Annotated in this window: 19 protein-coding genes; 10 read left to right on the top strand and 9 right to left on the bottom strand. The window is 68.0% G+C overall.

The genetic code is table 11. The features are described 5' to 3' along the window. Positions 1 to 121: 121 nt before the first annotated feature. The 3 genes from ACWEVR_RS32510 to ACWEVR_RS32500 are packed head-to-tail and all read right to left on the bottom strand — an operon-like array spanning position 122 to position 3,758. Positions 122 to 997 carry a geranyl diphosphate 2-C-methyltransferase gene (locus tag ACWEVR_RS32510; protein ID WP_452470042.1) on the bottom strand — a complete coding sequence of 292 codons (876 nt, stop codon included), beginning with the start codon at positions 995 to 997 and terminating at the stop codon, positions 122 to 124. After that, positions 994 to 2,340 (bottom strand): family 2 encapsulin nanocompartment cargo protein terpene cyclase, encoded by a 1,347-nt coding sequence (locus tag ACWEVR_RS32505; protein WP_452470041.1) that lies wholly within the window; start codon positions 2,338 to 2,340, stop codon positions 994 to 996. Before ACWEVR_RS32505 ends, ACWEVR_RS32510 begins: the two co-directional genes overlap by 4 nt. Positions 2,341 to 2,351: 11 nt before the next feature. After that, positions 2,352 to 3,758, bottom strand: a complete 1,407-nt coding sequence (locus ACWEVR_RS32500; protein ID WP_452470040.1) for a family 2B encapsulin nanocompartment shell protein — start codon at positions 3,756 to 3,758, stop codon at positions 2,352 to 2,354. A gap of 485 nt (positions 3,759 to 4,243) precedes the next feature. Here ACWEVR_RS32500 and ACWEVR_RS32495 point away from each other — a divergent pair, with 485 nt between their 5' ends. Further along, the gene (locus tag ACWEVR_RS32495; RefSeq protein WP_452470039.1) at positions 4,244 to 7,201 is read left to right on the top strand and encodes an AMP-binding protein; all 2,958 of its coding nucleotides are present in this window, start codon (positions 4,244 to 4,246) and stop codon (positions 7,199 to 7,201) included. 57 nt (positions 7,202 to 7,258) lie between these two features. On the opposite strand, the gene rffA is transcribed toward ACWEVR_RS32495, so the two are convergent. Beyond that, positions 7,259 to 8,395, bottom strand: a complete 1,137-nt coding sequence (gene rffA / locus ACWEVR_RS32490; protein WP_452470038.1) for a dTDP-4-amino-4,6-dideoxygalactose transaminase — start codon at positions 8,393 to 8,395, stop codon at positions 7,259 to 7,261. After that, positions 8,392 to 9,432 carry a glycosyltransferase gene (locus ACWEVR_RS32485; RefSeq protein WP_243750153.1) on the bottom strand — a complete coding sequence of 347 codons (1,041 nt, stop codon included), beginning with the start codon at positions 9,430 to 9,432 and terminating at the stop codon, positions 8,392 to 8,394. Before ACWEVR_RS32485 ends, rffA begins: the two co-directional genes overlap by 4 nt. Before the next feature lie 214 nt (positions 9,433 to 9,646). Here ACWEVR_RS32485 and ACWEVR_RS32480 point away from each other — a divergent pair, with 214 nt between their 5' ends. The 3 genes from ACWEVR_RS32480 to ACWEVR_RS32470 are packed head-to-tail and all read left to right on the top strand — an operon-like array spanning position 9,647 to position 12,553. Further along, positions 9,647 to 11,878 carry a hypothetical protein gene (locus ACWEVR_RS32480; RefSeq protein WP_452470058.1) on the top strand — a complete coding sequence of 744 codons (2,232 nt, stop codon included), beginning with the start codon at positions 9,647 to 9,649 and terminating at the stop codon, positions 11,876 to 11,878. Then, positions 11,875 to 12,318 (top strand): GtrA family protein, encoded by a 444-nt coding sequence (locus ACWEVR_RS32475; protein ID WP_067499127.1) that lies wholly within the window; start codon positions 11,875 to 11,877, stop codon positions 12,316 to 12,318. The genes ACWEVR_RS32480 and ACWEVR_RS32475 overlap by 4 nt, the downstream gene beginning before the upstream one ends. A 10-nt stretch (positions 12,319 to 12,328) precedes the next feature. Next, a complete protein-coding gene (locus tag ACWEVR_RS32470; protein ID WP_067499129.1) occupies positions 12,329 to 12,553 on the top strand; it encodes a Trm112 family protein in 225 nt (74 codons plus the stop codon). Positions 12,554 to 12,559: 6 nt separating this feature from the next. On the opposite strand, the gene ACWEVR_RS32465 is transcribed toward ACWEVR_RS32470, so the two are convergent. From ACWEVR_RS32465 to ACWEVR_RS32450, 4 genes are all read right to left on the bottom strand, one after another. Continuing rightward, positions 12,560 to 13,180 (bottom strand): TetR/AcrR family transcriptional regulator, encoded by a 621-nt coding sequence (locus ACWEVR_RS32465; protein ID WP_452470037.1) that lies wholly within the window; start codon positions 13,178 to 13,180, stop codon positions 12,560 to 12,562. Positions 13,181 to 13,232: 52 nt separating this feature from the next. Next, entirely contained in the window at positions 13,233 to 13,988 is a 756-nt protein-coding gene (locus tag ACWEVR_RS32460) for an ABC transporter permease (RefSeq protein WP_452470036.1), read from the bottom strand. Beyond that, positions 13,985 to 14,716, bottom strand: coding sequence for an ABC transporter ATP-binding protein (locus ACWEVR_RS32455; RefSeq protein WP_452470035.1), 732 nt, complete (start codon positions 14,714 to 14,716; stop codon positions 13,985 to 13,987). Before ACWEVR_RS32455 ends, ACWEVR_RS32460 begins: the two co-directional genes overlap by 4 nt. A gap of 73 nt (positions 14,717 to 14,789) precedes the next feature. Further along, complete coding sequence (locus ACWEVR_RS32450; protein WP_452470034.1) at positions 14,790 to 16,286, bottom strand: multicopper oxidase family protein; 1,497 nt, start codon at positions 16,284 to 16,286, stop codon at positions 14,790 to 14,792. Between the two features lie 155 nt (positions 16,287 to 16,441). Between ACWEVR_RS32450 and ACWEVR_RS32445 the strand changes: the two genes are divergently transcribed. The 6 genes from ACWEVR_RS32445 to tyrS all read left to right on the top strand — a co-directional run bounded on the left by ACWEVR_RS32445 (position 16,442) and on the right by tyrS (position 22,078). Then, complete coding sequence (locus ACWEVR_RS32445; RefSeq protein WP_452470033.1) at positions 16,442 to 17,614, top strand: NAD(P)/FAD-dependent oxidoreductase; 1,173 nt, start codon at positions 16,442 to 16,444, stop codon at positions 17,612 to 17,614. 4 nt (positions 17,615 to 17,618) lie between these two features. Then, positions 17,619 to 18,497 carry an RNA polymerase sigma-70 factor gene (locus ACWEVR_RS32440; protein ID WP_439268877.1) on the top strand — a complete coding sequence of 293 codons (879 nt, stop codon included), beginning with the start codon at positions 17,619 to 17,621 and terminating at the stop codon, positions 18,495 to 18,497. Positions 18,498 to 18,535: 38 nt separating this feature from the next. Continuing rightward, a complete protein-coding gene (locus ACWEVR_RS32435) occupies positions 18,536 to 19,159 on the top strand; it encodes a DNA-3-methyladenine glycosylase (RefSeq protein WP_452470032.1) in 624 nt (207 codons plus the stop codon). Positions 19,160 to 19,267: 108 nt separating this feature from the next. Beyond that, on the top strand, positions 19,268 to 19,693 hold the full coding sequence (locus ACWEVR_RS32430) for a DoxX family protein (RefSeq protein ID WP_452470031.1): 426 nt from the start codon (positions 19,268 to 19,270) through the stop codon (positions 19,691 to 19,693). A gap of 201 nt (positions 19,694 to 19,894) precedes the next feature. Then, positions 19,895 to 20,740 (top strand): alpha/beta hydrolase, encoded by an 846-nt coding sequence (locus ACWEVR_RS32425; protein WP_452470030.1) that lies wholly within the window; start codon positions 19,895 to 19,897, stop codon positions 20,738 to 20,740. Between the two features lie 51 nt (positions 20,741 to 20,791). After that, positions 20,792 to 22,078: a tyrosine--tRNA ligase gene (tyrS, locus tag ACWEVR_RS32420; RefSeq protein WP_452470029.1), complete on the top strand. Its 1,287-nt coding sequence runs from the start codon at positions 20,792 to 20,794 to the stop codon at positions 22,076 to 22,078. Positions 22,079 to 22,454: the final 376 nt, after the last annotated feature.

Raw genomic sequence — 22,454 nt, 5'->3', positions numbered from 1 at the left:
GAGGCCGCGTTTCGAGTTCAACTCGCCGGGGGTGGCGGGAAAAGATGGCAAGGAGGGGAACGGGTGTGCCCGGCAGTCGATGGCGACTACCGGGCACTCCGAGGGCATGGCGGTCAGAGGTTCAGCAGGCGACCTTGTCCGCCACGATCAGCAGATACTGGAAGCTCCCCTCCCGGTACGCCGTGAGGAACGGCTGTTCCACCCCCGTCGCGAGTTCCGAATGCGTCCGCAGATCCCAGTACGGAATCGTGTCCGGTGTCAGATCGATGACCGTGGTCGGCACCAGACCGTTCTCCGACAGCGCACGGAAGTACTCGCTGCGCGGGTGGATCATGCAGCCGTAGTGGGCGTCGATCCAGCTCACCGATGCGGACCGGCCGCCGATCACATCGTTGGAGCAGCCGGTGATGCACACATAGCGTCCGCCCGGTTGCAGCACGCGGGAGAACTCCGCGAACAGCGGGAACAGATCGACGTACATGGTGGTCTCGTTGGTCCACACGGCCCGGACCGACTCGTCGTCGAAACCGGTGTCGAGCATATTGCGGAAGTGGAAGCGCACCCGATCGGAGACACCGCGTTCGACGGCCTGGTCGTTGGCGAAACCGACCTGGTACTCGGAGATGCTCACCCCGTCGACCGAACAACCGAAGCGCTTGGCGGCCATGAAGCTGGTTCCGCCGCGACCCGAACCGCCGTCGAGGAGGCGGTCGGCGGGGGTGATGGCGCCGAGGTTGTCGAGGAGGAGGTCCGCCTGGGCGGTCTCGAGGCGGTGCAGTTCGCGCACAAGGCGCTCCTGCCGGGTGTCCTCGGGCCCTTCGATGACCGACCAGTCGGGTTCACCGATGCCGTAGTGGTGGTGGTAGAGACCGTCCACCTCGCCGAGCTTCGTGTTGACCCGGTCGTCGTTGGGATTGTTGTTCCAGTAGGCAGCGACCGAACGCTGGTAGGTGGTGCGCAGCACGGAGCTGTCGGTGTGGGCGTTCGCGATGGTCATCGGTCGTCCTCTCGTGGTGCGGTGTCGTGGTACCGGCGGCTGTCGGCGTGCCAGGCGCGGTTGCCGCCCATCCAGGCCCACAGGCCCGTCAGGAATCGGCGCAATTGCGGTGAACCCGCAGCGGCCAAGGGTGCGGCCTCGCGTTCGAATCGGTGCATGAGTTCGTCGTGGATCTCGGCGGTGCGCAGCACGGCATCGGCCCGGCTGCACCCCTCCTCGGCGGCGAGGACGGTCGGCAGGTTGAACTCCCGACCGCCCGAAAGGTCTTCGCGCGCCATCGAATACAGATCGTTGACCATCTGTGCGGCCAGGGCCGCGGTGGTGACGACCCGCCGGACGGCCGGGTCGGTGTACTCGGGGGCGCCGAGTTCGTAGCGGCCGACCGCGTCGATCGGCGCCATACACGGCAGGAAACTGTGCGGTTGCCGGTTGGTCAGGTACTCCCACACCGGCGGCATCCGCCCCGCCGCCCGCCAGCCGGCCTCGGCGCCGAGCGCGATGAACCAGCCCGCGATCTCGGTCCGGAGCCTGGCCAGCTGGGCGTCGCTCGCGTACCCCGCCAGGTGCGCGAACGAGGTGCGGAACGCGCGGAGGATCGGGTCGGCCTGCATGGCCTGTTCGAGCCGTGGCGCGTAGCGCATGGGCAGGTGCGCCGGGTCCATGGCGGCGGCGGCGAGTTCGAGCCGTGGCCCGAGTTCGGCGGCGGCGCTGGACGGGGTGCCGTCGGGTGCGGTGTCGCCAGGGGCGTCCTCCTCGCAGTAGTAGTCGTCGACCGACCATTCGGCGACGGCGCAGCGGGCCGCGGCGAGCAGCAGATCGGGGTCGTCGCAGTCGGGGTGGGCCAGCATGATGAGCCTGCCGAAATCGGCCTTGCCGAGTTCGTCGAGGCGGCCCTCGTACAGGCCGATCTCGGCGGCCCACGCGAGCAGTCCGACATTGACGGCTTCGGCCAGGGCGGGGTCGTCACGTTCCGGCGGCGGGCAGTAGAGCGCCGGGATGTCTTGTCTTCCACCGTTTTCGGGCTGCTCGGTCGTGCGGTTCGCGAGCAGGGACACCTGCAGGCCCGACGTGCCGAGCCCGGTCGGACCGCGCAGCCGGTGCGCGGCGGGCGGGCTCACCACAGCGGACGTGCCGCTCCGCGCCGCCGAGGTGGGTGTCGCGAGCCGGGGGACACGGCCGATGAGCTCCGCGCCGCGATTCGGATGGAGCGTGAAGGGCCGGGCGACCGGTGACGCACCCGCGAACACGTCGGCCGGGGCTGACGCGCCGTGTAACAGGGCGACGACAGTCGCGGCGAGGTCGCCGGCCGCCGGGGGAGCGGCGGCTCTGCTGAGCAGGGACATGGCCCGACCGTTCAGTCGGCCCGGCGCGCGACGAGGACGTCGTCGAGCACACCGAGCGCGTCGGGCACCAGCACCGCCGCCGAGTAGTAGCAGCTCACCAGGTACGACATGATCGACTGATCGTCGATCTGCTTGAACCGCACGTTCAGACTCGGCTCGTACTCGTCGGGAATGCCGGTCTGGTGCAGGCCGACCACGCCCTGGTCCTTCTCGCCGATACGCATCGCCATGATCGAGGTGGTCTGGGTTTCGCTGATCGGGATCTTGCCGCACGGCAGAATCGGCACACCGCGCCAGCCGGGCACCCGGTGGCCCTGGAATTCCACCGGGTCGGGGTACAGGCCGCGGCGCGAACATTCACGACCGAACGCGGCGATCGCCTTCGGGTGGGCGAGGAAGAATTTCGTTCCACGGCGCATGCTGAGCAATTCGTCCATGTCGTCGGGGGACGGTGCGCCGGATTCGGTGGTGATGCGCTGTTTGAGATCGCAATTGTGCAGCAGGCCGAAGTCGGGATTGTTCACCAGATCGTGTTCGCGACGCTCGTAGAGCGCCTCGACGGTGAGTCGCAGCTGCTGGTCGACCTGGTTCATCGGGTCGTTGAACAGGTCGGCGACCCTGGTGTGGATCCGCAGCACACTCTGGGCCAGGCTCAGTTCGTACTCACGTGGACTGGCGTCGTAGTCGACGAAGGTGCCCTCGAGCAACGGTTCCCCGGAATGCCCCGAGGCGATCTCGATATCGGCCTCGCCCTTGGAATTCTGGTTCCTGGAAGACGCGGCCGACGTATCCGCTCGGATCCGGGCAAGGCCTGGGGTCGATTCGAGGAATTGTTCGAATTCCTGCCTCGGCAGGCAGAGAACGGTGGTCTTGGTGACCGTTTTGACGGTGTCGGGCCAGATCGCCGACGGGTCGGTGAGCATCTCTTCGCCGTAATAGTCACCACCGGACAGCAGGCCGAGTTTGGTGGCCTCCCCGTACTCACCCGAACCGATCCTGGCCAATTTCCCGTGGACGACGAGAATGACCTGATCCATCGGATTCCCGAATTCCGCGAGCACGGTTCCGGGGTCGAGATCATATTGCACGAAACTGTCCGCGAGGGGACGCAACAGGTCGTCGTCGTCGATTTCGCGCAGCGGGGGCAGTTCGCGCAATTCCTGCGGGATCACCCTGGCCCGGGCGCCGTCGACGACGAATTCGACCTCCCCGTTGCCGACGGTATGGGTGAGCCGTCGGTTGACCCGGTAGATACCGCCCGCCACCTGCACCCACGGCAGTGCGCGCGAGAGCCAGCGCGAGCTGATGCCCTGCATCTGTGGCTCGGATTTGGTGGTGTGGGTGAGCTTCTGTGCTGCGTTGGTGGACAGGCTCTTGCGTACGGAATTGTCTGTGGGCAGCGGCATTTCGATGGTCATAGCATCCTCACCTCGAGTGGATTCGGGTACGGCCGATCGACCTGTCGTCGCGCGACGACAGGTTGGGACGTTGGTGAAGCGAATGCGAATGGTCCTGCGCGGGCGAACCCGGCGTGTGAAACGTGTTGCACGAAAAGTGATGTGCGGCAGAGCGTTCCGGACGACAACGATGTTAGGTGCTGGAGGCCTTGCGCACGCACGATCGCCAAAAATCGGGTCCTGACCGGGAGATCCCTTGTGCGATAGGCGATTGCGGACACGGCGGTGTCCGTGGACGGCCTGGACTTCCGGCTCCGCAACACGCTCGTTTCGGACTGCGGCCGCGCCGGTGACGAAGGGGTCCCCGATCGGCGTGGTGTGACATGAAACGCCGCAACATGCGGCCTGTCACAGCCGACACATAATGGAGGTCCGGTGTGGTTAGCTCATATGAGCACATCGGGGTGTGTGAGGTGCATCACAGTCGGTAGGGTCAGGTGGGAACGGTGAATATCAGTCCAAAAGGTGTGGTCGGGTCGGTGCAGCGATTGCTGGCTACCGCGCAGAACGGGCTGGAGGTGATCCGCTTCGGCGGACTGGCGCACGACGTCGAGTCCTCGCCGTTCGAGGTCGTCGAACGCAGACGCATGTACCGCCTGCGGCACTACTTCCCCGACGACACCACACCCGGTCGTCCGGTGGCGCTGCTGGTTCCGCCGCTCATGGTGAACGCCGACATCTGGGACGTGAACGCGGCGGGCGGTGCCGTCGGGATTCTGAACGCGGGCGGAATCGACTGCTGGGTCATCGATTTCGGTTCCCCCGCCACCGAGGAGGGCGGCTGGGAACGCGACCTGGCCGATCACGTGCTTGCCGTGAACTCCGCCATCGACACCGTGTGCGAGGCCACCGGTGCGCAGGTGCACCTGATGGGCTACTCCCAGGGCGGCATGTTCGCCTACCAGACCACCGCCTACCGCTACGGCAAGGGCGTCGCCTCCATCGTCACCTTCGGCAGCCCCGTCGACATCGTGGCGGGCATGCCGTTCGGGCTGCCCTACGGCCTGGTGTCCGAGGTGGCCGACTTCCTGGCCGACCACGTGATGCACCGGCTGCCGATCACCGAATCGATGGTGCGTTTCGGCTTCCAGATGCTCGACCCGGTGAAGACCGCGAAGTCGCGCATCGATTTCCTGCTGCAGCTGCACGACCGGGAGGCGCTGCTGCCCAAGGAGCGTCAGCGCCGCTTCCTCAACAGCGAAGGCTGGGTCGGATACGCGGGCCCTGCCGTCGCCGATCTGCTCAAGCAGTTCGTCGCACACAACCGGATGATGCTCGGCGGCTTCGTGATTCGCGATCATCCCGTCTCGCTCGCCGAACTGAAGTGCCCCATCCTCGCCTTCGTCGGCGAGGTCGACGACATCGGCCAGCCTGCCGCGGTGCGCGGCATCGTGCGTGCCGCGCCGCACGCCGAGGTGTACGAGGCCAGCCTCGTCGCGGGTCATTTCGGTCTGGTCGCCGGTTCGACCGCCACCAACCACACGTGGCCGATGGTGCGCGACTGGATCGCCTGGATGGACGGTCACGGCCCGCTGCCCGAGACCATCGTCCCGATGCAGGAACACGTGCCGGGCAACGCACCGCGCACGGCGGCCACCCGCATGGTGCACACCGCCGCCAGCCTCGCCGAGGCCGGCGCCGGGGTCGGCAAGGCGCTGGAAGGCGTCGCGGGCAGCACGATTCGTGGCTCCATCGAGATGGCGGGCGAGGCGGCGCGCGCACTGCCGCGCCTGACCCGCCTGGGCATGATCCAGCCGCACACCCGCATCTCCCTCGGCAAACTGCTCAGCGAACACGCCAGGCGCGCCCCTCAGAAGGACCTGGTCCTGTTCGACGACCGCGTGCATACGAATGCCGCCGTCGAGCAGCGGGTCGACAATGTGGTGCGCGGCCTGATCTCGGTCGGTATCCGGCCCGCCATGCGCGTGGGCATCGTGATGGAGACCCGCCCGAGCGCGCTGGCCTCGGTGGCCGCGCTCTCGCGCCTCGGTGCCGTCGCCGTGCTGCTCGCCCCCGGCGCCGAACTCGATCGGGCCATCGAACTCACCGGCGTGAAGACCCTTGTCACCGACCCGGAGAACTTGCGTGCCGCCGCCGGGACGAACGCCCGGGTGCTCGTGCTCGGCGGCGGAGACCAGCGCCGGCTCGCGGTGCCGACGAGCGACCGGGTGATCGACCTCGAACAGATCGACCCCGATACGGTTCGCGTGCCCGCGTGGTACCGGCCCAACCCCGGCCTCGCCCGCGAACTGGCCTTCGTGCTGGTGCTCGGCACGGGCGACCGGCTCGAGGCGAAGTACATCACCAACCACCGCTGGGCCCTGTCCGCCTTCGGCACCGCGAGCGCCGCGGACCTCGACCGCCGCGACACCGTGTACTGCCTTGCGCCACTGCACCATTCGTCCGGGCTGCTGGTGAGTCTCGGTGGCGCGATCGCAGGCGGCAGCCGCATCGCGCTGGCCAGGCCGGTGGACATGGACCCAGGCCGGTTCGCCGAGGAGGTGCACCGCTACGGCGTCACCGTCGTCACCTACACCTGGACCATGCTGCGCGATCTGCTCGACGCGCAGGTCTTCCCGGCCGGGTACAACCATCCGATCCGGTTGTTCATCGGCTCCGGTATGCCCAAGGGGCTGTGGCGCAGGACCACCGAACAATTCGCGCCCGCGCGGGTGCTCGAGTTCTACGCCTCCATCGACGGCGACGTGGTGCTCGCCAATGTCACCGGCGCCAAGATCGGTGCCAAGGGCAGGCCGGTTCCCGGCACCGCGACGGTGGAACTGGTGGCCTACGACCCGGTCAGCGAGCAGATCCTCGTCGGCGACGACGGCTTCGCCCGGCGCTGCGCCGACAACGAGCCCGGCCTGCTGCTCGGCAAGGCCGTCGACGGCGGTGACATCTCCGACGGCGGGCTGCGTGGGGTGTTCCGTGCGGGCGACGCCTGGTGGCCGACGGAGAATCTGTTCCGCCGCGACGGCGACGGCGACTACTGGCTCGTCGACCGCCGCGACACGGTGATCCGCACCGCTCGTGGTCCGGTGTTCACCCAGCCGATCGTCGACGTGCTCAACGACATCACCCCGGTCGACCTCGAGGTGGCCTTCGCCCTGCCGACCCCGTCGGGAACCCTTGCCGCGGCCGCGCTGAGCGTGCGCGACGGGTTGCGGATCGAACCGGGCGATGTCACCGAGGCGATGCGTGCCCTGGACCGCAGTCAGCGGCCCGACCTGGTCTACGTGGTCGAGGAGATCCCGCGCAGCGCGAGCTTCCGGCCCTCGGCGACGGCGGTCCAGGCGGCCGGATACCCGAAGGCCGGGCCGGGCACCTGGGTCTACAACCGGGAGACCGACACCTACGAGGTGCTCACCGACGCGGGCGCGGCGGCACTGTTCGGCGGCGACTGACACAGCGACGACGAAGGCCGCCCGGCGAAACCGGGCGGCCTTCGTCATCTCCGAAACCTAGACGCGGTACTCCGTGACGGCATCGATGACGCGACCGAGCTGCGCCTCGCTGAGCATCGGCCACAACGGCAACCGCACGATGGTGGCCGAGAACTCCGCCGACCGCGTGCACGGCACCGGGGTGCGCCCGTACTTGAGCCCCGCCGGGCTCGAATCGAGCGGAATGTAGTGGAACGGGGCGACGATCCCGCGCTCGGCGAGGTGCGCGATGATCCCGTCGCGGCTGTCCTCGGTGGGCATCCGCAGGTAGAACAGGTGCGCGGTGTGGCCACGGTCGGCGGGCACCGTCATCGGGCGCACGTCGTTGGCGGCGGCCCAGTCGGGCAGCGCGGCCGCGTAGGTGTCCCACACCCGGTGGCGGGCGGCCTGGATGGTGTCGAACTCGGCCAGCTGCGCGTCGAGGACCGCGGCGTTCAGTTCGCTGGGCAGGTAGCTGGAACCGATGTCCTGCCACGAGTACTTGTCGACCTGCCCGCGCAGGAAACGGGCCCGGTCGGTGCCCTTCTCCCGCATGATCTCGGCGCGACCCATCAGGATCTCGTCCGACAGCAGCAGCGCGCCACCCTCACCGCAATGGACGTTCTTGGTGTCGTGGAAACTCTGGGTGCCCACTGTGCCGATGGTGCCGAGTTGCCTGCCGCGCCAGGTTCCGCCGAGGCCGTGCGCGTTGTCCTCGATGATCGCCACACCGTGCTGCGCGGCCAGTGCCAGCAGCGGTTCCATGTCGGCGGCGACACCGCCGTAGTGCATCACCACGATCGCCTTGGTTCGGTCGGTGATCGCCTCGGCGGCCGCGGCGGGGTCGATATTGCCGGTCGCGTCGTCGATGTCGACGAACACACAGGTCGACCCGCGCAGCGCCATCGCGGTGGCGGCCGAGGTGAACGCGAAACTCGGCACGATCACTTCGTCGTCGGGGCCGAGTTCGAGCAGCAGCGCACCGAGTTCCAGCGCGTGCGTGCAGGAGGTGGTGAGCAGCGCGTGGTCGGCGCCGGTGATGGCCTTGATCTTGGCCGTTGCCGACCTGGTGAACTGGCCGTCGCCGTGGCTGTGATCGGAATCGAGGACGGCCGACAGGTTGGCGCGCTCGGCGGCGGCACGGAACGGCCTGCTGAAGATGATGCGGTCGTTCACTCGCGGAGGTCCTTGTCCGTCACGGCTGCCGGCACCGCGACGTCGACTCGATGGTTGGAGACCGGCGCGTGCATCGTATCCGGGCGCGGTGTCGGGGTCTGCACGGTCAGGTACAGCGGCTTACCGACCAGGATGTGCAGGGCCACACCGAGATACTCCGCGATCAGGCCGAGCGAGAACAGGGTGGCGCCCGAGCACAGCAGCAGCACGACGATGATCGACGCCCAGCCCTCGGGGTCGTGATTGTCCTGGGTGAGCGCCTGCACCACGATGAACGCGGCCATCGCGACACCGGCGAGTGCCAGGCTCACCCCGAGCATGCTCACCAGCCGCAGGCCACGAGTTCCGCTGCACAACACCATCTTCCAGAACAGCGAGAACAGGCGACGGTAGTTGTAGCCGGACTCGTCGCGGCCCTCGGCGCGCAACACCACCGGCACCGAGACCGTATTGCCGACCACCCAGGTGAGCGCCACGTCCAGGTACACGCCGTTGGCCGCGACCTCGGCGAGCTGACGGCCGATATCGCCCCGGATCAGGCGGAAGCTCTCGAACCGGGTGGAATCGGGGAAGGCGAACACCGTGGCCAGCACGATCTTCGCGCCGCGCGAGGTGAGGTTGCGCAGGAAGCCGTGCGGGCGGGTGTTGGACGGCTTGGAGTAGACGAGGTCCGCGCGCGAGGCCAGTGCCGCGTCGAGGAAGTCGGCGATGAAGGCCGGGTCGTGCTGGCCGTCCTCGTCCATCGTGACGATCCAGTCGCCGCGCGCGGCCGCCATGCCCGCGATGGTCGCCGCGTCCTGGCCGAAGTTGCGGCTCAACCACACCGCGCGCACCTGCGGGTAGGAGCCTTCCAGTTCCTGCAGTACCACATCGGAGCGATCCGGCCCGTTGTCGTGGACGAGGATGATCTCCTCCACCGCGAACCGCGCACCCGACGGGGTCGTGCTCGGCCCGGTGAGCCCGTCCAGTTCGGCGACCAGCGCGGCGATCGTGTCCTCACCCCGGTAGACGGGGACGACCACCGACACCGAATGCACCGGATGCGAGCCGTTGCGCTCGGCGGCGCCCGCGCGTGGCACAGCGCCGGACCGGGACGAATGTGCGGTGGGAAGCGGCATGGGTCGACTTTCGGTGTCTTGGCAGGCGAGGGGTGTGGGCACTCTAACACCGCACGGTGACGGGTCGGCGGTGCCGGATCGGGCTGTGCGAGGCGCTGTCACGCGGGGATGCCTGTAGGGTCTGGTGCTCGTGGTGGAAAGTAGAAACCCGTCCCGACGTTCGGTCTACATCTGGGGCTTGATCACCGCCCTCGGCGTGATCGCGGGCTATGGCGCGGTGCTACTCGCCAACGTCCGGCACTTCTACACCGACGACACCGAATCGCAGTATGTGCCGCTGTGGGTGATGCTCGGCAACCGGCTGCGCGACGGCGACCTGCCGGTGATGGTTCCCGAGCACTGGATGGCGGGCAATTACGCCATCGAGGAAGCGGGCCTGCTGAATCCGCCGCAGCTGCTGATCGACCTGATCGCGCCCTCGGTGGACAATCTCGTGCTCTACGCGACCGTGGTGAAGCTGATCTTCGCCATCATCCTCGGGCTCGGTGTCTACCGGATCTGCCTGGTCTACGGCTCGCGCGTGCAGTGGGCGGCGCTGGCCGGTGTGTCTATCCCGTTCACGGGCTGGCTGATGTTCTTCGACGAGGCCAGCTGGATGACGGCGTTCACCGGCACCGCGTGGATGGTGCACGCGTGGGCGTCCGGTGTCCGCTACGCGCGCGGAAACGGTGGCCCGATCCCCGTTTTCGTGTATCTGTACCTGGCGATTTCGGTGCAATACATCTTCCCGGCGGTCGAGGCCGGACTCATGATCGGCGCGGTCGCCATCGGCGAACTCGTTTACCAGCGGACCTGGCGACCGACGCTGCGGCTGCTGTTCGTCTCCGGCCTCGCCGCGCTGGCCGGGCTGGCCACCTACCTGCCGAGCATGCTGTCGGCGAAGGTCACCTGGCGCGGCACCGCCCAGATCAACAACGACCAGTTCCTCACCGTGCCGTGGTCGGAGTCGCTGAACGCGAGCCTGCCCTCCACGCTGCCCGCGTTCACCTCGTGGTGGGGTTACGTGCAGCCGATGCCGGTGGTCTACATCGCCTGGTTCCTCGTTCCGGCACTGGCATTCGTGGACTGGAACCGGGCGCGCGGTGCGTGGCGTGAACTCACCGGCATCGCGGTGTTCGCGATCGCCGCACTGATGTGGACCGCGGGTCCTGGCACCATCGGCCCGCTGCGCTGGCCGGCCCGGGTGCTGCCGATGGTCGCGCTCGGTCTGCTGCTGCTGGTCTGTGTGCTGCTCGGCCGGTTCGCGACCTTCAAGGACTGGCGGGCGCGAGGCATCGCGGCGGCTGTGCTGATCGGACTGCTGTGGGTGCGGTCGTTCTCGGCCGACCCGCACAACTGGATCGCCCATGTGATCGCCGCGCTCGCGCTCGCGGCGCTCGGTGCGGCCGTGGTGTGGCTGGCGGTGCAGAAGAGCACGACCGCCGCGGTCGCCCTCGCGATCATCGCGGTGTTCCCCATCGCCTACATCCAGGTCGAGCGCGCCCAGCCGACACCCATGAGCTGGAACCTGCCGAGCGACCGGGCCGCCGCCCGCGCCGCGTTCCCCGAATTCGCGGGCACCACCTTGCAACTCGGTGATCGTGCGTTGATCCCGCCGGGGGAGCGCACCCTCGACGGCGCCTACGGTTCGCTGGTGTTCGGCAACTACGCCAAGGACATCGAACGCACCTACGTCAGCGGCTACACCCCGAACGGGCACTACTGGTTCGGCGACATGCTCTGCATGCGCTGGGACACCAGCGTCTGCCCAGACGCCTACCGGCGGGCCTTCGCCGTCGAGCCGTCGACGGGCAAGACCGTGGTCGACCTGATGAACGTCGACCGGGTGGTCCTGCACCGCGCACTCTATCCGGACGCCGCCACCCAACCGGCCCCGACGGGCTGGAAGTGGGTCGACTACCCCGGACACGAGAAGTACATCGCGGTGCTGGAACGCGAGGACGGGCTGATCTCCACCCGCAACGGCCGCATCTCGGCCGTCGAGAACGCGACCGCCGTCTCCACCTCCGAGAGCGACACCACCAGCAAGCTGCGGGTGAGCTCGGACAACGGTGGCCGCGTGGTGTTCGCGCGGCTCGGCTGGCCGGGCTACCGGGTGAGCCTCGACGGCAAGGACATCCCGTTCAAGGTGGTCGCCAAGAGCTTCGTCGCCGTCGACATCCCCGCCGGAACCACCGATGCCGAACTCGAACTGACCTGGCGCCCGCCGGGCTGGAAGATCGGTGGCGCCGCGATCGGCCTCGGCCTGCTCGGGCTCGCGTTCTTCCAGTGGCTGTACGTGCGCGGCCGCAAACCCGAACAGGAAGCGCCCGCCGCCGAATCCATCCCCGACGGCGACGCCGAACTCGCGGACGCGCTGCGATGACCACCGAGGCGGTCCCCGCCGACGGCGTGCTCGCCACGCCGGGCCCGCTGCTGCGGATCGTCAAGCGTCAGGAGCTGGCGTTCGCGATCGTCGGCGGGTTCAACACCCTGCTCGGCATGGTGCTCGTCGTGTGCTGGTTGCAGGTGCTCGGCGACGACCGTCCCGGCCTGTCGGTGGTCGCCGCGTACGCGGTGAGCACGGTGGTGGCGTTCGTCCTGCACCGGACCCTGGTTTTCCGGGTCAGCGGCAGACTCCTGCGTGACTTCGTCGCCTTCTGTGGCGTGAACGCGGGTGGGCTCGTGCTGAACGTGGTGCTCGTGGAACTCGCGGTGAAGGCGTTCGGGTTTCCCGCCGAACCCGCGTCGGTGGTGGTGATGGGTCTGGTCGCGGTGCTCAGCTTCTTCGGACACCGCTACATCTCGTTCCGGCGGGCGCGGTAGGTTAGGCACCATGGCGCACGAATCCACCATCGACGCAACTCTGCTCGGCCTGCTGGCCTGCCCCCAGGACAAGGGCCCGCTGCAGCTGGTGCGCACCGAAGCCGGTGCCAGCGTGCTCTACAACCCCCGCCTGCGTCGCGCCTACCCGGTCGACAACGGCATCCCGGTGCTGCTGATCGACGAGGCCCGCGACGTCACCGACGCCGAGCACGAATTCTTCCTCGCCGAATCCTGAGCCGGTTCAGTACGGCTGAGCGGCATCGATTCGGCCCGTCAGGTACCGCTGCATACTCGGCCCGACCGCCTCGACGACCGCGTCGAGCGGCATCGAGGCAAGCGGCTCCACACAGATCACTTTGCGCGCGATCAGGACACCCATCATCTGAGCCGCCGCCAGTGACACCCGGGCGTGACCGTCGTCGTCCGGTCGCGCGATCCGGGCCCGCACCCGTTCCAGCACCACCTTCAGCAGGAATGTGCGGGTCATGTCGGCGTCGCCGGTGAGCATGCTGCGCACCATGGCGACGATGCCCGGCCCGGCGGGGGAGTCCCAGATCCCGACCACCGCGCGCACGATCGCCGCACCGAGCTCGTCCAGCGGCGCCGAATCCACAATGGCGAGAGTGGCTTCCGGGTCGACCGGGAATTCGACGACGGCTGCGAACAGCTGCTGCTTGGTGCCGAAGTAGTGGTGCACGAGGGCGGGGTCGACCTGCGCGGCGGCGGCAACCGCGCGGATCGAGGTCTTGTCGAACCCGGCCTCGGCGAAGCGCGCGCGGGCGGCGTCGAGGATCGCCGCCCGGGTGTCGACATTGCCCGGCCGTCGCCCCGACCGTGTGCCGGGCGATCTCTTCGCGCTCATCCCAGGACTCCTCCACCGACCGACGCGCGGACCCGCTCCGCGCCGTACTTCGCTACGGCGTGCGTCTGCGCAGCGTCGCCGCGCCAAGACACAGTGCCACAACCGCGAAACCGGCAACGACGGCGATATCGCGCCACATCGCCGCGGTGGGCTCCGCATTGGTCGACACCTCTTGGAGCGCGTCGACGGCGTAACTCAACGGCAGCACATCGCTGATCGCCTCGAGCCAGCCGGGCAACCGATCACGCGGAACGAGCAAGCCGCACAGGAAGATCTGCGGCGCCACGATCACCGGCATGAACTGCACCGCCTGGAACTCGGTGCGGGCGAAAGCGCTGGCGAGCAACCCGAGCGCCACCCCGCACACCGCGTCGACCACGGCGATCAGCATCACCCACCCCGGATTGCCCGCCGCCTCTAGATCGAGCAGCCAGAACGCCACAACACAGGCCACGGCGGCTTGCGCGGCGGCAGCCAGCGAGAACGCGGTGCCGTATCCGGCGAGCAGATCCAGTTTGCGCAGGGGAGTGGTGAGCAGCCGTTCCAGGGTGCCCGAGGTGCGTTCGCGCTGCATGGCGATGGCGGTGATCAGGAACATCACGATGAACGGCAGGATGCCGAGCATGGTGATGCCGACCCGGTCGAACAGGGTCAGCGGCGCGTGCGGTGCCCTCGGTGCGTCCTGATAGGTGAAGTACAGCAACGTCATCAGCAGGGCGGGCACTACCAGGATCATGGCGACGGTGCGGTGATCGTTGCGCAGCTGCCGCAGGATCCGGCCGGTGGTCGCGGTGTAGGGAGTGCTCATGCCCGCGTTCCCTTCGTGATCAGTGCGAGGAACGCCGTTTCGAGATTCTGTTCGCCGGTGCGTTCCCGCAGTTCGGCGGGGCTGAGCTGGGCGACGAGCTCGCCGTCGCGCATCAGCAGCAGTCGGTCGCAGTGTTCGGCCTCGTCCATCACATGACTGGAGACGAGCAGCGTCTTTCCCGCCGAGGCCAATTCGCGGAATCGCTGCCACAGTTCCACCCGCAGCACCGGATCGAGGCCGACGGTCGGTTCGTCGAGAACCAGCAGCTCGGGCCTGCCGACCAGTGCGCACGCCAGCGAGGCGCGGGTCTTCTGCCCACCGGAGAGCTGGTCGCCCAGCTGGTCGGCGTGATCGGCCAAACCGACTGCGGCGAGGGCGGATTCGGTGTCGTCGCGGTCGCGCCCGTACAGCGCCGCGTAGTAGGCGACATTGTCGCGGACGCTGATATCGGCATAGATGCTCGGCGCCTGGGTGACGTACCCGACCCGGCGTCGCAACCCGCTTGCACCCGCGGCTTCGCCAAGCACGGTGACCGTGCCCGATTCCACCAGCTGGGTGCCGACGATGCTGCGCATCAGGGTGGTCTTGCCACATCCGGACGGCCCGAGCAGCCCGGTGATGGTTCCCGGCTCGATTTGGAGATCCAGTCCGTGGAGCACGGTGCGTTTCCCTCGGCGGACGGTCAGTCCTACCACCTCGACGGCAGGTGGTGATGCGGTGCGCGACATGGTCGCCTCAATTCATCAAGTGTTGAATTCACTACCTGTTGAATTTAACGCCGCACCGGCGGCACGGCAAGGGTCAGTGCTCGTGACCCGGGAGTGTCGCGGCGGCCCGACCGGGCTCGACGACCACGAACTGGCCCATCATTCCCTGGTCCTCGTGCCACAGCAGGTGGCAGTGGTACATGTACGGCGTGTCCGGATCGGCGGGCCCGTCGAAACGCAGTACCAGCCGCGCCGACGTGTTCGGCGGCAGGAACACGGTGTCCTTGGCACCGGTAAGTTCGGGCGGTGGCGGGCCGCCGTTGTACTCGCTGATCCGGAATTGCACATCGTGAACGTGGAAGTTGTGGGGCTGACCGTCGACATTGGCCACCACCCACGTCTCCGTGGCGCCCCGGGTGACGACGGTGTCGATCCGGTCCATGGCCATCGCGCTTCCGTTGATCGCCATACCGGCGAGCTCGAACCGCCGTTGGGTCACCGAGTCGTCGGGGTTCGGAAGAGTTTGCGCGGCAAGGTGTTCCGGGACGCCCTTCGAGGGCCTCAGCGTCTCGGCCGCCCGCAACTCGAGCACGTCGAAACTGTCGTCACCACCGGAGAATCGGGTTCCCCAGAAGTCCATGCCCACATCCAACCGGCCACTGCGCAACACGGTGCGCTCACCCGGCCGCATCCGAACCACGATCTCGGCGCGTTCGCCAGGCGAGAGCCGCACCCGATCGAGAGTCACCGGCCGTTCGAGTAGCCCGCCGTCGGTGCCGACCAGGGCGAACGATCGATTGTCGTCGAAGGCGAAGGTGTAGACGCGCGCGGTCGAGGCGTTGAGCAGTCGCAACCGGACGAGCTCGTCGGCCACCTCGCGAAACGGGTCGAGGGTGCCGTTGACCATCGTCCGATCGCCGAGGAAGCCGGAATTGCGGAAGATCTTGTGCGCGCCGTCGAGCCGGTTGTCGCGTAGTCGCACGTCCTGCACGATCACCGGCAGATCGTCGACGCCGTAGGTGCTCGGCAGGGCGGGTGAGGGTCCGTCGTCGACGAGGAACATGCCTGCGAGTCCGCGCCGCACGTGGTCTTCGGTTTCACCGTGCGGGTGTGGGTGGTACCAGAGTGTCGAAGCGGGTTGTGCCACTGTCCATTCCGGCGTCCAGGTGCCGCCCGGTTCGACCATCTGATGCGGTCCACCGTCCATCTCGGCGGGCAGGTGCATTCCGTGCCAATGCACGGTCGACGCCTCGGGCAGCTCGTTGCGCACCCGCACCCGAACCTTCTCGCCCCGGTTCGCCCGCAATGTCGGCCCGAGATAGCTGCCGTTGAATCCCGAGGTCTCGGTGGCTCGACCGGTCTCGAATTCGGTTGTCCCCGTGCGCATATCCAGGGCGAAGACCCTGGTCCCGTCGGCAGCGATGGTGCTGTCGGCCAGGGGCGGAATGTTGAGCGGTCGCGTGAACTCTGTTGTGCCGACCGTCGATACGTCGGCCGACGACCACGTCCACGTCACCACGCTCGCGATCACTGTGACGAAAGCGATCGCGAGTGCGCAGATGCCGAGGACGAGCCGGCGGAGAGTTCGCATGTTACGACGCTAGGTCTGCGCGACCCGCCGTCACATCGGGAGCGTCACCCATTCGGACCCTGACTTTCCGCTGTGATGCGGGTCACTTCGACTGGTTGTCACGTTCGACCGTCCTGTCTTGTCCCATGCACGACCTCACCGAGAAGGAGCAGGACATGACCACCACGCACCGCATCGTCGTCCTCGGCGCCGGCTACACCGGCTTGCTCGCGGCCGTCCGCCTGGCTCGCCGCACCAGGAAGACGAACGTCCACATCACCCTGGTCAACCCATCGGCCCGGTTCACCGAACGGCTCCGGATGCACCAGATCGCGGCCGGTCAGGAACTCGCGCACCACGACATCCCGACGATCCTCGACGGCACCGGAATCCGCTTCGTCCAGGGGTTCGCCACCGCCATCGATCCGGACGCCCGCCGCGTGTACGTCGACGGATTCGGCGACATCACCTACGACGACATGATCTACGCCCTCGGCAGCAGCACCGACATCTCCGTGGTCCCCGGCGTCGCCGACCACGCCTGGACACTGAACGACCCCCGGCGCGCGCACGACTTCGCGCGCCGGGTGGCCGCCTGCCGCACCGTCACCGTGTGCGGCGGTGGCCTCACCGGGATCGAGGCGGCCACCGAGATCGCCGAAAGCCACCCGGACGTGCGCGTCACCCTCGTCGGTTCCGGCGAACTCGGCGCCATGATGGGCACCAAAGCCCGCGCCTACCTGAACACCGTGCTCGACCGGCTCGGCATCGTGCGGGAGATCGGTCAGCGGGTGACCGAGGTGACCGCCGATTCCGTCGTCCTCGCCGACGGCCGACGAATCGCCACCGATCTGACCCTGTGGACCAGCGGCGTGCGCGTGTCACCCCTGGCCGCCGAGTCCGGGATCGCGACCGACGAACGCGGGCTGATCGTTGTCGGGCCCACGTTGAAGTCGGTTTCGCACCCCACGATCCGCGCCATCGGTGACGCCGCCGCGATCCGTCAACCGTGGGGCCGGATCCACGGCACCTGCCAGAGCGGCCTGCCCTCGGCCACCTACGCCGCCGATGCGATCGCCGCCGAGCTGCGTGGAAAGACTGTGCGTCCCTTCCGCTTCGGCTACTTCCACCAGCCCGTCAGCCTCGGACGCCGTGCCGCCGTCATCCAGTTCACCCGCGCCGACGACACCCCCGGCCGGTTCTACCTCACCGGCTGGGCCGCCCGCACCTACAAGGAAATGGTCAGCAGCACCCCCGTACCGGCGATCAAGGTGACCAAGCGGGTGCCCGTCGACGTGCAGTTGTCCAAGGGCGGCGCGGCGACCCGCGATCTCCTCCGTCATGGTTGAGCACATGCAGGAGCACGACCCGTTCGTCGACCATCGCAGGCTGCTGTTCGCCACCGCCTACCGCATGCTCGGTACCGTCACCGACGCCGAGGACGTCCTGCAGGACGCCTGGCTGAAGTGGCACGAGACCGACCGGTCGGCGGTGGCCAACCCCCGCGCCTACCTGGTCCGCACCGTCACCAATCTCGCACTCAACCGGCTCACCAGCGCCCGCGCCGTCCGCGAGAAGTACGTCGGCCCGTGGCTGCCCGAGCCGGTGCTCACCACACCCGATATCGCCGAGGACACCGCATTGGCCGACACCGTCTCCACCGCCATGCTCGTCGTACTGGAAACACTGACCCCGGTGGAACGGGCGGTCTTCCTGCTGCGCGAGGTGTTCGGCTACTCCCACGCCGAGATCGCCGAAACACTCGACCGCTCCGAGGCGGGCATCCGCCAGATCGCGCACCGCGCGAAGAGCCACGTCCAATCACGACGCCCCCGCTTCGACGCCGACAAGGCCGCTCGCGCCCGCGTCACCGAACAGTTCATGGCCGCGTGCTCCGGCGGCGACCTGAACGCCTTGATGAACCTGCTCGCTCCCGATGTGACGTGCTGGTCCGACGGCGGCGGCATCGTCACCGCGGCTCGCCGCCCCCTGCACGGCCCCGATCATGTCGCGCGCTGGATCCTCGGTGTGCTCGCCAAACCGTCGTCGACCGGCGCCGAACTCGCCGCCACCGACATCAACGGTGAACTCGGCGCACTGATCACCTTCGCGGGCACGCCGGGTGCCGCCTTCACCTTCGACCTGGTCGACGGCCGGATCCAGAACCTGCGCTTCCAGGTCAACCCGACCAAACTCGCCGGCCTGAACCAGGGTCGCGACCTGCTCGGCTGACGGGGGTGTGGCGCCCGCGTCGATCGTTGCGGGTGAGAATGGGCGTCGTGTCTGCTCAGGAACTCGCTGTCGACCCGGCCGCCGCGGCGTGCCGGGTACTCGGATCGGTGTTGAGGTCGGGGCCGGTGGCGATGCGCATCGTGGAAGTCGAGGCCTACGGGAGCGATGCGACCGGGCCGTGGCCGGACCCGGCGGCGCACTCGTGGCCGGGTCCGACCGCGCGCAACGCGGTGATGTTCGGCCCCGCCGGGCGGCTCTACGTGTACCGCTCGTACGGAATTCACCTGTGCGTCAACGTGACCGCGGGCTTCGACGGTGTCGCGTGCGCGGTGCTCGTCCGGGCCGGGGAAGTGATCGAGGGGACCGAGATCGCCCGGGAACGCAGGCCCGCCGCACGCGCCGACGCCGACCTCGCGCGGGGACCGGGCAATGTGGGCAGTGCGCTGGGAATCAGCCTGTCCGACTACGGAACCGAGCTGTTCGACCCGTTCTCGCAGGTGCGGCTCGAGCTGAATCCCCCGGTGCCGCTCGTCGAGATCGCCTCGGGTCCGCGCGTGGGGGTGAGCCTGGCCGCCGAGGTGCCGTGGCGGTTCTGGTTGCCCGGCTCGTCGGCCGTCTCGACCTACCGGCGCAGTCCGCGTGCCACCAAACCCGCGATCTAGCAGGGATTTCGAAATTCTTCGCCGACAGCGATGAGTTCTGCGGCGACGGTCCGTCCTATCTGTTGAACGCGCTACCCACCGAGCGCGACCGACCAGAAGGACGAGAAGATGACCACCGCCACGATTTCCGCGAACTCCACCTCCGCCGCCACCTACCGCCCCGGCAAGACCCGCAACCGCGTCCTGTGGACCCTGCAGATCGTGCTCGGCCTGTTCTTCGTCATCGCCTCGGGCGGCCCCAAGCTCGTCATCCCGAACACCCTGATGGAGAACGGCGCCGCGAACTTCACCATCCCCTTCGGCCTGTTGATCTTCATCGGCGTGGTCGAGGTGGCGGGCGGTATCGGCCTGATGGTGCCGCGACTCAGCGGTCTCGCTGCCGTCGGCCTCTCCGTGCTCACCGTGCTCGCCGCCGCCACCCAGGCCTTCATCGCCGACCTGCCCCGAATGGCGATCTTCCCGCTGGTGCTCGCCGCGATCTTCGCCTGGATCGCCTACGAACGCCGCGCCACCATCACCGCGCTGACGCGATGAGCCACAACCCGGCACGCTGACGATCACCGGACACCGAGTCCGGTGATCTCGGCGTGTTCGGGGCAGTCCCGCGACCGAACGGTGGGTTCGGTCGCGGGAGACAAAGTGTCGGCGCGGATCTCGTCTGCGAAGCCACTGTGGCGCGCGCCACGCAGGTGCGACGATCAGGGACCGGTTCGAGATCGCATCCCAGGAGCGCCCGTGTTCAGTTTTTCCAGCACCGACGGCACCGAGATCCATGTGCGCAGTTGGCTGCCGTCGGACACCGAACCGCAGGGCATCGTGCAGATCGCGCACGGCATGGGCGAACACTCCGAGCGCTACGGCCATCTCGCCGAGCGGTTGTCCGCTCTCGGCTTCGCCGTCTACGCCGACGACCACCGGGGCCACGGCCTCAGCATGGGGGAGGTACCGGGCGAGCTGGGCCCCGACGGCTGGAACCTGCTCGTCGCCGACCTGGTCGCGCTTACCGAGATCCTGCGCGAACGTCATCCCGGCCTGCCGGTGACCCTCTTCGGGCACAGTCTCGGATCTTTCGCCGTGCAGCAATACATCCTCGATCACGCCGACCTCGTCGACGAGGTCGTGCTCTGCGGGTCGACTGCCGTCGACGGGCTGTTCGCCGAGATGGCCGCGGCGGGCGGGGACCTGACCGCCTTCTTCAACGCCCGATTCCAGCCGACCCGGACCGACGCCGACTGGATCAGCCGCGACGAAACCCAGGTCGACGCCTACATCGCCGATCCCTGGTGTGGCTTCGCCATCGACCCGACGAACCTGGGCGAGCTGGCCACCGTCGCCACCGAGCGGTTGGCGAAGCCGGTCGTGCGTCCCGATCTGCCCATCTATGTGATGGTCGGCGACCAGGACCCGCTCAACGCCGGACTGCGACTGAGCGATCTGCTGGTCCAGCGCTACCGCGACGCGGGCCTGACCGACCTCACCTACCGGGTCTACGCCGGTGCCAGGCACGAGGTCCTCAACGAAGTCGACCGCGACGAAGTCGAAGCCGAGCTGATCGCCTGGATCACCCGCGTCCGGACCTGAGGAGATAACCGGGGTGCGCCCGGCCGACGCGATGCGCAAAGATAGATCCTCGTGACCGGCGACATCTTCGACGAACTGACCTGGCGCGGCCTGATCGCGCAGTCCACCGACCTCGACGAGTTGCGCGCAGCCGCGGCCGCGCAGCCGTTGACGCTGTATGCCGGCTTCGACCCCACCGCCGCCAGCCTGCACGCGGGCCACCTCGTCCCGCTGCTCGCGCTCAAGCGCTTCCAGCGCGCGGGCCACCGCCCGATCGTGCTCGCCGGCGGCGCGACCGGCCTCATCGGCGACCCTCGCGACGTGGGCGAGCGCACCATGAACTCGACGGACACGGTCGCCGAATGGGCTCAGCGCATTCGCGGCCAGCTCGAGCGGTTCGTCGACCTCGACGATTCGCCGACCGGCGCGGTGATCGTGAACAACATGGACTGGACCGGGCCGCTCACTACCGTCGACTTCCTGCGCGATATCGGTAAGCACTTCTCCGTGAACGTCATGCTCGCCCGCGACACCGTCAAACGGCGTCTCGAAGGCGAAGGCATCTCCTACACCGAGTTCAGCTACATGCTGCTGCAAGCCAACGACTACCTGCAGCTGCGCCGTGAACACGGCTGCACACTGCAGGTCGGTGGCTCGGATCAGTGGGGCAACATCATCGCCGGCGTCGAACTCAACCGGCGAGTCGACGGGGCGCACGTGCACGCGCTCACCGTCCCCCTGGTGACCTCGGCCGACGGCAAGAAGTTCGGCAAGTCCACCGGTGGCGGCAGCCTCTGGCTCGACCCGGAACTCACCAGCCCCTACGCCTGGTACCAGTACTTCGTGAACACCGCCGACGCCGATGTCGTCCGTTACCTGCGCTGGTTCACCTTCCTGAGCCGCGAAGAACTCGACGAGCTGGAACAGGCCACCGCCGAACGGCCCTTCGCACGCGAGGCCCAGAAGCGGCTGGCCGCCGAAATGACGACTCTGGTGCACGGCGAAGCCGAGACCCGGGCGGTGGAACTGGCGAGCCAGGCCCTGTTCGGTCGTGGTGATCTGCGCGAACTGCCCGAGTCGATGCTCGGCGCGGCCCTGCGCGAGACCGCAATCGACGGCAAGGTCGCCGAAGTCGCGCCCGGCAAGCCCGACACCATCGTCGACCTGCTCGTGGCCTCGGGCCTGTGCGAGAGCAGGGGAGCGGCACGGCGCGCGGTGAACGAAGGCGGTGCCTCGGTGAACAACGAGCGCATCAGCGACATCGACTGGACCCCGTCGGACGCCGACTACCTGCACGGGCAGTGGCTGGTGCTGCGTCGTGGAAAGAAGAACATTGCGGGTGTCCGTCGGATAGCCTGACCCAGGAGCGGAGGCCTGAATCACATTCGTGTGATTCAGGCCGGTTCCGCGGCGTCCATCGAGGCGCTGACCTGCGGGGATCCAGTGGTGTCCAGGCGATTTGACGTTGCGTTATCCGGCGCGTAACTTATTGGAAGTCAGAGCGACACGGACGCAAGAGCCGGAGAGCGCCTGACAGGCCAAGATCAAGTGACCAGGGTAACGATTGACATCGCCTGGGAGCGTGGTTAGGCTGGAACAGTTGCCCAACGGAAGATCTGAAGATATTCAGTGATCTGCTGGTGCGTGTGTTCTTTGAGAACTCAATAGTGTGTCGATGAATGTCAGTGCCAATATTTTTATTGGTTCCAGCCTTCGCGTACCCCCCGGTCGTGGG

The organism is Nocardia sp. NPDC003979 (assembly GCF_053605015.1).
The sequence above is the reverse complement of the archived record's forward strand: the minus strand, read 5'-3'. Positions and strand labels throughout refer to the sequence as shown.

Excerpts from the sequence above, each read along its gene's own strand:
- ACWEVR_RS32445 (WP_452470033.1), top strand. The coding sequence starts at position 16,442 with ATGACCACCACGCACCGCATCGTCGTCCTCGGCGCCGGCTACACCGGC.
- ACWEVR_RS32505 (WP_452470041.1), bottom strand. The coding sequence starts at position 2,340 with ATGTCCCTGCTCAGCAGAGCCGCCGCTCCCCCGGCGGCCGGCGACCTC.
- ACWEVR_RS32430 (WP_452470031.1), top strand. The coding sequence starts at position 19,268 with ATGACCACCGCCACGATTTCCGCGAACTCCACCTCCGCCGCCACCTAC.
- ACWEVR_RS32500 (WP_452470040.1), bottom strand. The coding sequence starts at position 3,758 with ATGACCATCGAAATGCCGCTGCCCACAGACAATTCCGTACGCAAGAGC.
- ACWEVR_RS32510 (WP_452470042.1), bottom strand. The coding sequence starts at position 997 with ATGACCATCGCGAACGCCCACACCGACAGCTCCGTGCTGCGCACCACC.
- ACWEVR_RS32435 (WP_452470032.1), top strand. The coding sequence starts at position 18,536 with ATGGGCGTCGTGTCTGCTCAGGAACTCGCTGTCGACCCGGCCGCCGCG.
- ACWEVR_RS32465 (WP_452470037.1), bottom strand. The coding sequence starts at position 13,180 with ATGAGCGCGAAGAGATCGCCCGGCACACGGTCGGGGCGACGGCCGGGC.
- ACWEVR_RS32440 (WP_439268877.1), top strand. The coding sequence starts at position 17,619 with ATGCAGGAGCACGACCCGTTCGTCGACCATCGCAGGCTGCTGTTCGCC.
- ACWEVR_RS32470 (WP_067499129.1), top strand. The coding sequence starts at position 12,329 with ATGGCGCACGAATCCACCATCGACGCAACTCTGCTCGGCCTGCTGGCC.
- ACWEVR_RS32460 (WP_452470036.1), bottom strand. The coding sequence starts at position 13,988 with ATGAGCACTCCCTACACCGCGACCACCGGCCGGATCCTGCGGCAGCTG.
- ACWEVR_RS32450 (WP_452470034.1), bottom strand. The coding sequence starts at position 16,286 with ATGCGAACTCTCCGCCGGCTCGTCCTCGGCATCTGCGCACTCGCGATC.
- ACWEVR_RS32455 (WP_452470035.1), bottom strand. The coding sequence starts at position 14,716 with ATGTCGCGCACCGCATCACCACCTGCCGTCGAGGTGGTAGGACTGACC.
- ACWEVR_RS32475 (WP_067499127.1), top strand. The coding sequence starts at position 11,875 with ATGACCACCGAGGCGGTCCCCGCCGACGGCGTGCTCGCCACGCCGGGC.